We start from the raw sequence: 12736 nt of genomic DNA, 5'->3' as shown, positions 1-12736 counted from the left end.
CGCATGATCTTCACCGCAGGCGCGGAGCGTGAGAGGCTTACGCCATGAGCCATGTCCGTGATCCCGGTCGCATCCGCGACCTCTCCGCCGCCATCGCCAGCGGCGCCCTGACTTCCGAGGCGCTGGTGCGCCGCTGCCTCGGCCGCATCGCCGAGGTGGATGGCGCGGTCCAGGCCTGGCTCGACGTGCTGGCCGGCGAGGCGTTGATCCAGGCCCGCGCGCTGGACAAGGAACCCGTGAAGCGCGGCCCGCTGCACGGCATTCCCGTGGCCGTGAAGGATGTGATCGACGTGCGCGGCCTGCCCACGCGCGCCTTCAGTCCCTCCCGCGCCGAGATCGCACCCGCCACCGCCGATGCCACGGCCGTGGCCCATCTGCGCGCCGCGGGCGCCGTGATCCTCGGCAAGGTCCACACCACCGAATACGCCTATTTCTCGCCCGCGCCGCCCACGCGAAACCCCTGGGACCTGACGCGCACCCCAGGCGGTTCCTCCGCCGGCTCGGGCGCCGCCGTCGCTTCGGGTGCCGTGCCGCTCGCACTCGGCACGCAGACCGCGGGCTCGGTGAACCGCCCGGCCGCCTATACCGGCACCGGCGCCTTCAAGCCCTCGACGCTCTCCATCGGCGGTGTCGGCATCGTCCCGCTCGCCCCGTCCTTCGACACGCTGGGCGCCTTCGGCCAGACGGCGCAGGACGCGGCCTTCCTCGCCGCCGGCTATGCGGCGGATCATCTGGCATTGCGCAACCCGCCCTTCATCCCGCCGCGCATCGTGGTGCTGGAGGATGCGATGATCACGCGCCTCGCCCGGCCAGGCACGGCGGCGCGCGTGGCCGAACTCGCGCAGCGGCTGGAAGGGGCGGGGTTGCCGCTCGCCACCGCCCGGTCCCCCGTGCCGCTGGAGGGCATCATGGCCACGCATCGCCAGGTGCTGCTGGCCGAGGCCGGGCGCACCTATGCGACGCTGCCGCGCCACCAGGTCTCGCCACGCCTCGCCGCCGACATTGATGCCGGGCTCGCCATCCCCGACGCCGCCTATCACGCGGCGCTGCGTGAGCTGGCCCAGGCCCGCGCCGCCTTCTGGGCCGGCTTCGGCCAGACCGACCTGTTGCTGCTGCCCGCGGCACCCGATGTGGCGCCCGCCGATGGCACGACGGGCGACCCCTCCTTCGTCATCCCCATGACGGCGCTGGGTGGCCCCATCGCCACGCTGCGCGCGGGGCTGGATGGCGGGTTGCCGGTGGGCGCGCTGCTTGGCGCGGCGCCGGGCGCGGATGCGCGGCTGGCCGGCTTCCTGTTCTCCGTGGTGGCGACGCAGCTGGATCTTTGGGGGAGACCGCAGGGCCCCGCCGGCGAGAAACGCACGCAGGCCGTTGCTGTCAAGGCCGCGTCGGCCAGGAGCTTGGCTGACGGGGGCAGGCGGGCGAGTAGGTCGTGAGCGGGGCGCATGTCGCCCATCTGGCCGGGCGTCACGACGAAGGTGAGAACGCGGCCCGTGCCATCGGTTACGAGGTGGATCTTGGTCCCGCGACCGCCGCGGGAGCGGCCAATGGCCTGGAACTCGGCCCCCCTTTTCCGCCCGCCGCCGCGCGCTGTGCCTTGGCTGTCGTGCTGTCGATCAACTGCAGACCACCTGGCGTCGCCTGTACCAGCGCGGTCAGCATCTGCGTCCAGATGCCGCGCTGCGACCAGCGGTGATAGCGATTGTAGATCGTGGTGGGCGGGCCATAGATCCGAGGGCAATCCTGCCAGCGGCCGCCATGCTTGAGCATGTGCACGATCCCGCTGAGCACACGCCGGTCGTCCACCCGACGTGCCCGGGGGGCCACAGAGCGCGGGCAAAGGGGTCGAAGACAGGCCCGGCGCCCCGCGGGGTCTGAGCACCAAGATCCACTGGGCGGGGCGGCGTCCCGAGGTTTGCCTGACGGTGGCAAGCGGCGATGCCGCAGGCAGGCGATCGAGGCTGCCGCGAGGTCGTCATGGCAATGCCGCCACGATGGACGTGGCAAGCCACGCGGCAAGGGCGCGTGGCCGTCATCCCCAATAACCCGCTCGCGCCCAAATACCCATCGAAAGCACCCAGCAAGCCACTGATCGAGTGTTGCTTCTCCAAGCTCAAGAGTTCCGCCGCGCGCAACCGCTCGAAAGACAGCTCGAAACTACCTCGCCGTCGTCACACTCGCCGCCACAATCCTGTGGTAGATAAGTGTCCAACGTAGAGCGTGATGCGTTGAGGCGGAATCGCCGAAACGCTGAATCAGCCTCTCAGCAAAGGCTGAAGCGGGATCAATCTCTGTTGATCACGCTTCAGGCGGCGAAGGCCACCGGCCGCGCGCCGCCGAAGCCCACGCGCAGCGTGGCGCCCACCGGCCAGCGCGCCATGGCCGCCTGGCCCGGCAGGCGCAGCATGAGCCGCCCCGCGCTGCCGCATTCCACCACCAGCTCCGCCCGGTCGCCCAGATAGGCGCGGCTGAGGACGGTGCCCTCCAGCCCTTCGCCCGTCTCGATCGGGTGCAGATCCTCGGGCCTGAGATAGACCGAGACGGCAGCCCCCGGCGCCGCATCCCCGAGCGTTTCCGCCGGCACGGTGAAGGCAAGCCCGGCCGCCTCCACCCGCGCTTGCGCGCCGTCGCGCGCGAGAAGCCGCCCCGGCAGCACCGTCGCATCGCCGATGAAGCCGGCGACGAAAGGATGCGCCGGCCGCCCATAGATCACCTCGGGCGTGTCGAGCTGCAGGATGCGCCCCTCCGACATCACGGCGACACGGTCGGACATGGACATGGCCTCGCCCTGATCGTGTGTGACGAAGATGGTGGTGACACCGAGCCGCCGCTGGATCTCCTTCAGCTCGAGCTGCATCTCGGTGCGGAGGTTGCGGTCGAGTGCCGAGAAGGGCTCGTCCAGCAGCAGGAGCCGGGGGCGGATGACCAGCGCGCGGGCGAGTGCCACGCGCTGCTGCTGCCCGCCCGAGAGCTGCTTCGGCCGGCGGCTCGCCATGGCGGAGAGGCGCACCAGGCCCAGCGCCTCGGCGACACGCGATGCCTCCTCCGACTTCGGCACCCCGCGCGCGCGCAGCCCGTAGCCCACATTGCGCGCCACATCCATGTGCGGGAAGAGCGCGTAGGACTGGAACACCATGCCGAGGTCACGCTCCCAGACCGGCAGCGTCGTCACCAGCTTGGCCCCGATGAAGATCTCGCCCGCATCGGCCTCCAGGAAGCCCGCGATGAGGTTGAGCAGCGTCGTCTTGCCGCAGCCGGAAGGGCCCAGCAGCGTGATGAACTCGCCATCCTGGACCTTCAGCCAGGCCTCATGCAGCGCGGTGACGGCGCCGAAGCGCTTGGTGACGCCTTCGAGGCGGAGTGCGTCATTGGCGGCCATCTTCGGTCCCCAGGATGCGGCCAAGGCCAAGGAAGCGGTTGGCGATGACGAGCAGGATGGTCGTCAGCAGGATGTAGAGCGCCGAGATCGCCGCCATGGAGGGGTCGGCATATTCGCGGACGTAATTGTACATCGCGACCGGCAGCGTCTGCGTGCGCTGCGAGGTGACGAAGAGCGAGGCGGTGAACTCGTTGAAGGAGAGGATGGCGGCAAACAGCCAACCTCCCGCGAGGCCCGGCGCCAGGGCTGGCAGCGTCACGGTCCAGATCACGCGCCCCGGCTTCGCGCCCAGTGAGAGCGCGGCCTGCTCCAGGCGCGGATCAATGTTCTTCAGCGAGACATAGAGGCTGCGCAGCACGAAGGGCAGCACGAGGACGACATGCGCGAGGATCACCACCGGCCAGCCGCGCGACTGCCCGATCTGCGCGGCCAGGATCAGCGCGCCGAGGCCGATGGTGAAATGCGGGATGGCGAGGGGGGCCAGCAGCAGCGCCTCCAGCGTCGCTTTTCCGCGGAAGCTGTATCGGTCCATCGCATAGGCCGCCATGGAGCCGATGACGACCGAGATGGTGGAGGCGATGGCGGCGACGAAGACCGAATGCGCGAAGCCGATGCGGAAATCCTCATAGTTCAGCGCGCGCTCGAACCAGCGCCAGGAGAAGCCCTGGGGCGGGAAGGCGATGATGGGCCGCGGTTCGAAGGCGGCGATGATGGCGACGGCAGCTGGCATGATCACGAAGGCCAGCAGCAGCAGCACGAGGAGGCGGAAGGCCAGGATCACGTGAGCCCCACCTTGTGCAGTGGTCGCAGCAGCAGCCGGAAGGCGGCCAGCGCCACCGCCGTCAGCACCAGCCCCGCGACGGAAAGGGCGGCCGCAAACGGGAAGTTGAACGACGAGAAGCCCAGCGAATAGACGAGGTTGGAGACCATGTTCACGCGGCCCCCGCCGATGAGTTGCGGGGTCGCGAAGGCCGAGAAGGTCCAGGCGAAGCCGGTGGTGAGCCCCGCGATGATGCCGGGCATGGAGAGCGGCAGCGTGACCGTCCAGAAGACGCGCAGCGGCTTCGCGCCCAGGGCCGCCGCCGCGCGCTCCAGATCGCGATCTATGTGCGCGATGGCGGCGGCCAGCATGATCACCACCACCGGCAGCGTCACATGCACCAGCGCCACCACGACGCCGAGCCGCGTGAAGAGCAGGGGGATGGGCGCGTCGATCAGGCCCAGCGCCATCAGCGTCCCGTTCACGAAGCCGCGATTGCCCAGCACGATGATCCAGGCATAGGTGCGGATCACCTCGCCCAGGAAGAGCGGTGTCACCGAGACGATCAGGATCGCCGATTTCAGATAGGGGTTGCGCGCCCGCACCAGCGCCAGCGCCAGGGGGTAGCCCGCCAGCAGGGCCAGCACCGCCGTCAGGAAGCACAGCTTCACCGTGTCGTAGAAGACGCCCGCATAGAGCGGCTTCATCATCTCCCGGAAGTTCTGGAAGGTGAAGCCGCCGGGCTGCAGCTCTCCGGGGATGAAGGCCAGGAAGGCGTATTGCAGCACCGCCGCCATGGCGAGCAGGAAGCCCGCCGCGACCAGCGCGGCGGGGCTGATGAACCAGCCGAGGAAGGGGCGGCGCACGCGATGCTCAGCGCGCGATGATGTTCTCCTGGAACCAGCGGCGCCATTCATTCGTCTTCTCGGCGCGCAGGCGGTGATCAATGATCAGCGCCTGGGTGCGCCACTGCTCGGGCGTGGTGAAGACGCCGGGCAGGGCGGCCACCGCCGGGTCCAGCACCGCGTTCGTCACCGTCGGGCTGCCCTTCTTGTCGGCCGCGATGGCCGCCTGGATCTGCGGATCGAGGCAGGTGTTGACGAACTGGTAGGCCAGCTCCTGCCGGCGGCTGCCGCGCATGATCGAGACGCAGTCCACGCCCAGCACCGCGCCCTCGCGCGGGATGGCGAGACGCACATTCACGCCCTGGGACGCCATGTGGTGCGCGTTCATCGAGAGGATGACCTGCACCGGCGTCTCGCCGCTCGCGATCAGCTGCTGGCTGTTCGCGTCATTCGTGTAGAAGGCGCGGAAATTGGGCCGCAGCGCGCGCAGCCGGGCCTGGCCGCGCTCCCAGGTGGACGCATCGCCGCCTTCCAGGATCGCCGAGACCACGATGATGTGGGACGGGTCGAAATCGGGCGCCGCCAACTTGTTCGCCATGGCGGGCGACCAGAGATCCGCCCAGGAGGAGAAGCTGACGCCCGGCAGCAGGTCGGGCCGGTAGCCGATGGTGTAGACATAGGCCCAGGTGCCGATATGCCCCGGGCTGATCCGCGCCTGGTCCACCAGGTTCCGCGCATTGGGGATGCGCGACATGTCCAGCGTCTCGAAGAGATTGTCGTTCTGGTAGAGCCAGCCGATATGCGAGGTGGTGAAGTTCAGATCGCTCTCCGGATTGCCGCGGGCCAGGCGCGCGCGGTTCAGGCGATCAATGGTGCCGCCGGTCTGGAACTCGACGGTGGCGCCGGTATCGGCGGTGAATTTCCGCGCGATGATGTTCTGCACCATGTCCCGCCAGGAACCGCCCCAGACGGAGACGGAGATGCGGTTGGCCTGGGCATTGGCGATGGCGGGGGCCGCAAGCAGTCCGGTGCCCAAAAGGGCAGCTTGGCGGCGGGAAACCTGAACCATGATCCGTCTCCTTCTCCGATTGCGAGGTGGGTTAAGCAAGTGCCATGCCGCGCGACTGCGGCAGGGCCAGGTCTCAACGCCACCCCGTCACGGGGAGGCGGGAATCTCCGCGATGATGTCGATCTCCATCATGTATTCGGGCTTGGCCAACCCGTTCACGATGATGCCGGTGCTGACCGGAAACACGCCCTTCAGCCACTTGCCGATCACGCGATAGACCGGCTCGCGATAGGCGCGATCGGTGATGTAGATCACGATCTTGCACACGTGGCTGAGGTCCGAGCCTGCCTCCTTGAGCAGGATCTCGGCGCAGCGCATGGCGTTCTCGGCCTGGGCGGCGGGGTCGCCGATGCCCACGATCTTGCCGTCCAGGTCCATCGCGGTCTGGCCGCGCAGATAGACCGTGTTGCCGGCGCGCACCGCCATGCAGACGTCATTGTCGAGCGACTGCTCGGGATAGGCGTCCTTCGTGTTGAAGGGGCGGATGCGGCTGTGCGTCGGCATCAATGCGTCTTCCCACCCATCACGCGGTCGGAGAGCTTCGCGCTGTTGCGCACGAAGTCGAGCGGGCCCGAGAAGTCGAAGCTCTTGTAGACCGCCGCCAGATGGTTGAAGTGCGGCGCCTGCGCGAATTGCACGAAAGCGAGGCGATGGCCTGCATAATCGCTGTTCAGCAGGTCCCGCGCGAAGGCCAGCAGCTTGCGGCGATCCTCCGCACCCCAATTCTGGTTCAGCGTGTAGAACTTCTGCAGCCAGTTGCCCGCGCCGCCCTCGAACTGCACGGAATCCGGGGTCACGCAGATCTGCCCGCCGATCAGCTCCCGCGCCGCATGCATCATCACCGGCAATTGGCTGCAGGCCAGCACGCGCCCCGCATAGAGGATGGACTGGTTGGGCATGAGCAGCCCCGCGGGCGAACGCTCGGCCGTCGCGATGGCGGCGACGAGATGCGCGCGGATGCCCTCGCGGTAGCAGACGAGGTCGGCCAGCTTCTCCTGCACCGATTGCAGCTTCTCAAGACCCGTCTGCTTCGCGTTCCACATCGCCGCGCCGATCATCATGTCGGCCACGTAGAGGACGCGCAGAACATAGGGGAAGGCGCTGTAGCGATGCAGCGTGGCGCGCACCTGCTGCGCGGCCGCCGTGTGGCGATAGAAGAACACGTCCTCCCACGGGATCAGCACGTCGTCGAAGACGCAGAGCGCCTCCACCTCATCGAAGCGGGACGCCAGCGGGATGTCGGCCGCGTTCCCCTTGGTGGCGAAGGGCGCGCGGCAGATGTGCTTCACGCCGGGTGCGCCCATCTTCACGATGCAGCCGACGGCGTGGATGCTCTCCTTCTCATCCGTCCAGGCGCCCACGGTCGGCTTCAGATACGCCTGGTCCGCATAGGCCGAGGCCGTCTCGAATTTCGCACCTCGGATGATGATGCCGGCATCCGTCTCCCGCACCACGCGGATCATCATGTCCGGGTCGCGCTGATCCACCGGCAGCGAGCGGTCGCCCTTCGGGTCGGTGTTGGCGGAGACGTGGAAGATGTCCTTCTCCACCACGCGGCGGATGTGGTGATCAATGTTGTCGGCGAAGCGCGGATCAATCTGCGCCAGCACGTCGCGGCCATCCTGCAGCGACCACATCTCGCCCACCGTCTCGTCACCGAGGCGGGTGGCCACGCCGCCGATATCCTTCATCAGCAGGTCCACGCTGGCCCATTTGCGATGCCAGTCCTCCTGCGTGGTGGGGGGCTGCTGGAAGACGCTGTGCCGCTCGTTGTTCTCGACATAGGTGAGCGTGTCCTGGTGCCGCTCCTCATGCGCCATGTCATACATGCGCGCCTTCACGTCCACGATGGGCTTGAGCGCGGGATGCGTCGTCACATCCTTCACCCGCTCCCCATCGATCCAGACCTCGCGGCCGTCGCGCAGTCCCTCGCGATATTGGTTGCCGGTCCGGATCATGGCGAAGCTCCCCTGGATGCGGTTCGCACCTTGCGGGAAAGGGAAGCATCGGGGAAATATCTTGTTCCGAGCTTTGGCATAGGGAAATCCGATGCAGATCGCGAGCCTCTCGCTGCGCTCCCTGCGCTACCTCGTCGCGGTGGCCGATGCCGGCTCGGTCACCGGCGCGGCACGGCGGCTGCACGTCTCCCAGCCCTCCATCTCGGAGGCGGTGGCGGCGCTGGAGGCCGAACTGGGCGTCGCCCTGCTGCTGCGCCATCACGCCCGCGGTGTCACGCTGACGCCCGCCGGCAGCCGCGTGGTGGCCGAGGCCCGGCTGCTGCTGCGCCACGCCGAGGATTTCGTCCATGCCGCCGCTTCGCTCGGCGCCGAGGCCGTGGGCGAGGTCTCCATGGGCTGCTTCCTGACGCTGGCGCCGCGCTATCTCCCCGCGCTTCTGGCAGGCCTCGGCCGCGATATTCCGGGCCTCTCGGTCCGGGTGGAGGAGGGCGACCACAACGAGATGCTGGCGGGCCTGGAGGCCGGCCGCACCGAGATCGCGCTCACCTATGATTTCGAGATGCCACCGGGCCTGACCGTCACGCCCATCGCCCAGCTCGCCCCGGTGGCCGTGCTGCCCACGCGGCATCGCCTGGCGCGTGGCGCCCGCGTGCGCCTGGCAGATCTTGTCGCGGAACCCTTCCTGCTGCTCGACCTGCCACACTCGCGCGACTACTTCGCCGGTATCTTTCGTGCGGCGGGGCTGACGCCCCGCATCGCCTTCCGTTCCCGCAGCCAGGAGCTGCTGCGCGGCCTGGTGGGCAACGGCCTGGGCTGGACCATCCAGAACGTGCAGCCCGAAAGCCCCTACGCCATTGATGGCACGCGCATCACGTCACTCCCGCTCGACGCCGGCCTGCCCGCCGTGCGCCTGGTGCTCGCCGCAGCACCAGGCCCCGCGAGCCGCCCTGCCGTGCGGGCGCTGGCCCGCTACATCGAGGCCGCCTTCCAGAAGGGCGGCGTCTTCGACCCTCAATACCCCCGCGCCGGGTCCACCTGATGCAGCGGCGCCTCGCCGCGCAGCACGCGGCGGATGCTCTCCGCCACATCCGCCGCAGCCGCTTCCGGGATGGTGATGGAGGCCAGATGCGGCGTGATCCGCACATTCTCCATCGCCCAGAAGGGATGGCCAGCGGGGAGGGGGCTCTGCTGGAACACGTCCAGCGTCGCCTCCGCGATGTGGCCTGACCGCAGCGCTGCCAGCAGCGCCTCCTCATCCAGCAGCGCGCCGCGCGCCACATTGATCAGGTTCGCCCCGCGCGGCATCCGCGCCAGTTCGGCGGCGCCGATCAAGCCCCGCGTGGCCGGCGTCAGCGGCAGCAGCATCACCAGCGTATCGGCCTCCGCCAGCGCGGTGGCGAAGCCTGCCTCCCCATGCAGGCAGCGCACGCCGGGAATGGATTTCGGCGTCCGCGCCCAGCCCGTCACCGCATAGCCCATCGCCGCCAGCGCGGCCGCCGCCGCCCCGCCCAGCTCGCCCAGCCCCAGCACGGAGACGCGGTGCGTGTGCAACGCGCGCGGATGGATGTAGCGCCACTCGCCCGCCCGCTGCGCGCGCTCAAACAGGTGAAAATCGCGCGCATAGCGCGTGACGGCATAGGTCACGTAGCTGCACATGAGCTGCACCATGCCCGGATCGTTCAGGCGGGAGATCGGCAGCGGCGGCAAATCATCCCGCGCCACCAGCGCATCCACCCCCGCGCCCAGATTCACCACCAGCTTCAGGTCGCGGAAGCCCGCGAAGAAGCCTGTCGGCGGCTTCCAGGCGAGTGCGGCCACCACGCCCTCGGGCGGCCCATCCACGCGCAATTCCAGCTCCGGCAGATGCGCGCGCAGAGCGCGCTCCCAGGCCACGGGGTCGTCATGCTCGCTGTAGAAGGCGACGGGGATCACTTGCGGCATAGATCCACCATCGCCTGGATCGCGAGCTCATAGCCGAGCGGCCCGAGCCCGCAGATGCTGCCCACCGCCGCCTTGGACGTATAGGTCTTGTTCCGGAACGGCTCGCGCCGGTGGATGTTGGACATGTGCACCTCGATCACGGGTCCATCGAAGGTCAGCAGCGCATCCATCACGGCGATGGAGGTGTAGGAGAGCCCGGCCGCGTTGATGATCAGCCCCGCCGCCTCGCCCCGCGCCTGCTGGATCCAGGTGATGATCTCGCCCTCATCCTGGCTTTGCCGGAAATCCAGCTCCGCCTCCAGGCTCGCCGCCTTGCGCTGGCAGCGCGCCGCGATGTCGCCAAACGTCTCGCGCCCATAGGTCCCGGAGGGGTCGAGCCCGTAGAGGTTCGCATTCGGTCCGTTGATGAAGAGCAGCCTCATGCAAGCTGGTTCTTCACGAAGCGCCCGCCCTGCATGATGGCGGGCAGATGCGCCCCCTGTTCCGTCAGCACCGCGAGATCGGCCAGCGGGTCGCCATCCACCACGATCAGATCGGCCAAGGCGCCCGGCGCCACGACGCCGAGCCGGCCTTCCTGGCAGAGCAGCTTGGCCGCATGGCTGGTGGCGCTGCGCAGGATCTCGGCCGCCGGCAGCACCTCGCGCCGGATCAGGAATTCCTCCGACTGGCGCCGATGCATGGGCCCCAGCAGATCGGTCCCGAAGGCCATCATCAGCCCGGCCTTGTGCATCCGCTCCAGCGATTCCAGACCCGCGAGGCGCACGTCATCGATCTTCGCGACACTCTCCGGCCCGAGGCCGAGCGACGCCCCTTCCTCCTTCAGCGCCTGGTAGGTGACGAGCGTGGGGCAGGCGATGGCGCCCGCCGCCGCGGCCTCGCGCGCGGTCGCCTCGGTGATCAGGTTGCAATGCTCCAGGCTCCGCACGCCGCAGCGCACGGCCCGCGCGATGGCGGCATCGGTGTAGAGATGGGCCGCCACATAGGTCTGCGCCATCTCGGCCTCTTCCACGGCCGCGCGCAGCTCGCTCTCGGAGAAGCCGAAGAAGGCGATGGGATCGGAGGGCGAGGCCACGCCGCCATTGGCCATGAGCTTGATGTAGTCGGCGCCGCCCTTGATCTCCTCGCGGGCCGCGCGGCGCACCTCATCCACGCCATCCACGAGGCGCCCGAGCGAACCCAGGCGCGCCGCGAAGAAGCCGAAATCCCGCGTATCGGCGCGGCCCCGGAAGTCGCAATGCCCGCCGGTCTGCGAGAGCGCCTTGCCGCAGATCGAAAGCCGCGAGCCGGTGATCAGCCCTTCCTCCCAGGCCATGCGCAGCCCGAGGGTGGCGCCGCCCAGGTCCCGCACCGTGGTGAAGCCGCGCATCAGCATCTCATGCATCAGCCGGCCGGCGCGGAAGGCGACGACGGCATCGGGCAGCATGGCATTGGCCGCGATATTGGCGAGCGAGGCGACGACATGCACATGGGCGTCAATCAGCCCGGGCATCAGCGTCCGGCCCTTCAGGTCCACCCGCGTCGCGGCGGAGGCGATCGGCCGGTCCGACACCTCGCGGATCACCTCGCCCTCCACCAGCACCGACATGCCGGGCAGCGAGGCCTCGGCGAAGCCATCCCACAGGCGCGCATTCTCGAACAGGATCATCAGGGGCCCTCCGGCCGCTCACTCAAGACGCTTCCCGGGCCCCTGTGAAGCGGGAACGCCCTTGCATCCGCCCCCGCATCGGATGCATGACGGCGCGTTCATCTTTTGGAGAGCTTCTATGCCGACCCGCCGCGCCACCCTGCTCGCAGCCCCCTTGCTGGCCTTGCCCGCTCGTGGCTTTGCCCAGGCGGGCTCAGCTCCGGCAGGCTTCCCCGACCGGCCCGTCCGCATGCTGGTGGGCTTCGCCGCCGGCGGCCTGACCGATGTGACCGCGCGCGCCCTCGCCCAGGGCATGAGCGAGGCGGTGGGCCAGCCCGTGGTGGTGGAGAATCGTCCGGGGGCCGCCGGCAACCTCGCCAGCGAGCAGGCGGCCCGCGCGCCCGCCGATGGCTATACGCTGCTGATGGCCTATTGCGGCCAGGTGACGATCAACCCGCACACCTACGGCAATCTCAGCTTCGACCCGCTGCGCGACCTCACCGGCATCACCCGCGTCTCCCGCACCGATGTGGCGCTGGTGGCGCATCCCTCCTTCCCGGCCAATGACCTCCAGGGTGTCATCGCCGAAGCCCGTCGCCAGCCGGGTGCCCTGAACTACGCGACGGCCGGCAATGGCAGCCTGCTGCATGTGATCGGCGAACTGCTCCAGCGCCGCACCAACACCCAGATGCAGGGCGTGCATTTCCGGGGCTCGGCCGCCGCCATCCCCGAGGTGCTGGCCGGCCGCATACCGCTGCTGATCGACCCCGTGCCGACCATCGCCGAGCATGTGCGCGCCGGCCGCCTCAAGGCGCTGACGGTCTTCGCGGAGGCGCGCAGCCCGTTGCTGCCCAACGTGCCGACCGCGGCCGAAAGCGGCCTGCCCGACTTCGCCTTCGACAATTGGTTCGGCCTGCTGGCCCCCTCGGCCACGCCGCCCGCCCTCGTCGAGCGCCTCTCGGCCGTCGCCGGCCAGGTGCTGCGCCAGCCCGCCATGGTGGAGCGCATGACGGGGCAGGGCATCATCCCCGCGCCCACCACGCCGGCCGAGGTGCAGCGCCTGCTGGCCAGCGAATCCCGCGTCTTCGGCGAGGTGATCCGCGCCGCCAATATCCGGGCGGATTGATCCCGCTGGACAGGCCCCCGCCTGACCAGCATGT

The 12736-nt window shown here is 69.2% G+C and carries 13 protein-coding genes and 1 pseudogene; 3 read left to right on the top strand and 11 right to left on the bottom strand.

The annotated features are described in order from the left end of the window. Positions 1–44: 44 nt before the first annotated feature. Positions 45–1436: an amidase gene (locus ACQ860_RS04180; RefSeq protein ID WP_431302151.1), complete on the top strand. Its 1392-nt coding sequence runs from the start codon at positions 45–47 to the stop codon at positions 1434–1436. On the opposite strand, the pseudogene ACQ860_RS04175 reads toward ACQ860_RS04180, so the two are convergent. The 8 genes and pseudogenes from ACQ860_RS04175 to ACQ860_RS04140 form a co-directional block, all read right to left on the bottom strand. Next, positions 1427–1516 (bottom strand): annotated as a pseudogene (locus tag ACQ860_RS04175) (IS5/IS1182 family transposase); the annotation flags it as partial. The gene ACQ860_RS04180 and the pseudogene ACQ860_RS04175 overlap by 10 nt on opposite strands. Next, positions 1504–1932: a transposase gene (locus tag ACQ860_RS04170; protein WP_431305721.1), complete on the bottom strand. Its 429-nt coding sequence runs from the start codon at positions 1930–1932 to the stop codon at positions 1504–1506. The pseudogene ACQ860_RS04175 and the gene ACQ860_RS04170, both read right to left, overlap by 13 nt. 373 nt (positions 1933–2305) lie before the next feature. Continuing rightward, a complete protein-coding gene (locus ACQ860_RS04165; protein ID WP_431302150.1) occupies positions 2306–3379 on the bottom strand; it encodes an ABC transporter ATP-binding protein in 1074 nt (357 codons plus the stop codon). Further along, positions 3366–4160, bottom strand: coding sequence for an ABC transporter permease (locus ACQ860_RS04160; protein WP_431302149.1), 795 nt, complete (start codon positions 4158–4160; stop codon positions 3366–3368). Before ACQ860_RS04160 ends, ACQ860_RS04165 begins: the two co-directional genes overlap by 14 nt. Continuing rightward, on the bottom strand, positions 4157–5005 hold the full coding sequence (locus ACQ860_RS04155) for an ABC transporter permease (RefSeq protein WP_431302148.1): 849 nt from the start codon (positions 5003–5005) through the stop codon (positions 4157–4159). Before ACQ860_RS04155 ends, ACQ860_RS04160 begins: the two co-directional genes overlap by 4 nt. A gap of 7 nt (positions 5006–5012) precedes the next feature. Beyond that, a complete protein-coding gene (locus ACQ860_RS04150) occupies positions 5013–6053 on the bottom strand; it encodes an ABC transporter substrate-binding protein (protein ID WP_431302147.1) in 1041 nt (346 codons plus the stop codon). Positions 6054–6140: 87 nt separating this feature from the next. Then, positions 6141–6557, bottom strand: coding sequence for a RidA family protein (locus ACQ860_RS04145; protein ID WP_431302146.1), 417 nt, complete (start codon positions 6555–6557; stop codon positions 6141–6143). Next, positions 6557–8011, bottom strand: a complete 1455-nt coding sequence (locus tag ACQ860_RS04140) for a 4-hydroxyphenylacetate 3-hydroxylase family protein (protein WP_431302145.1) — start codon at positions 8009–8011, stop codon at positions 6557–6559. The genes ACQ860_RS04145 and ACQ860_RS04140 overlap by 1 nt, the downstream gene beginning before the upstream one ends. 91 nt (positions 8012–8102) lie before the next feature. On the opposite strand from ACQ860_RS04140, the gene ACQ860_RS04135 reads away from it, so the two are divergent. Beyond that, on the top strand, positions 8103–9050 hold the full coding sequence (locus tag ACQ860_RS04135) for a LysR family transcriptional regulator (RefSeq protein WP_431302144.1): 948 nt from the start codon (positions 8103–8105) through the stop codon (positions 9048–9050). Here the strand turns inward: ACQ860_RS04135 and ACQ860_RS04130 are convergent. The 3 genes from ACQ860_RS04130 to ACQ860_RS04120 are packed head-to-tail and all read right to left on the bottom strand — an operon-like array spanning position 9023 to position 11597. Beyond that, entirely contained in the window at positions 9023–9952 is a 930-nt protein-coding gene (locus ACQ860_RS04130; RefSeq protein ID WP_431302143.1) for a 2-hydroxyacid dehydrogenase, read from the bottom strand. The genes ACQ860_RS04135 and ACQ860_RS04130 overlap by 28 nt on opposite strands. After that, positions 9940–10374, bottom strand: coding sequence for a type II 3-dehydroquinate dehydratase (locus tag ACQ860_RS04125; protein ID WP_431302142.1), 435 nt, complete (start codon positions 10372–10374; stop codon positions 9940–9942). Before ACQ860_RS04125 ends, ACQ860_RS04130 begins: the two co-directional genes overlap by 13 nt. Then, a complete protein-coding gene (locus ACQ860_RS04120; RefSeq protein WP_431302141.1) occupies positions 10371–11597 on the bottom strand; it encodes an amidohydrolase family protein in 1227 nt (408 codons plus the stop codon). The genes ACQ860_RS04125 and ACQ860_RS04120 overlap by 4 nt, the downstream gene beginning before the upstream one ends. A gap of 118 nt (positions 11598–11715) precedes the next feature. Here ACQ860_RS04120 and ACQ860_RS04115 point away from each other — a divergent pair, with 118 nt between their 5' ends. Continuing rightward, complete coding sequence (locus ACQ860_RS04115) at positions 11716–12702, top strand: Bug family tripartite tricarboxylate transporter substrate binding protein (RefSeq protein WP_431302140.1); 987 nt, start codon at positions 11716–11718, stop codon at positions 12700–12702. Positions 12703–12736 lie beyond the last annotated feature (34 nt).

This window comes from Sediminicoccus sp. BL-A-41-H5, assembly GCF_050632405.1.
In the GTDB taxonomy this organism is placed as follows: Bacteria; Pseudomonadota; Alphaproteobacteria; order Acetobacterales; family Acetobacteraceae; genus Roseococcus.
Note: the sequence above shows the minus strand (reverse complement) of the source record. Positions and strands in the feature narration are given on the sequence as shown.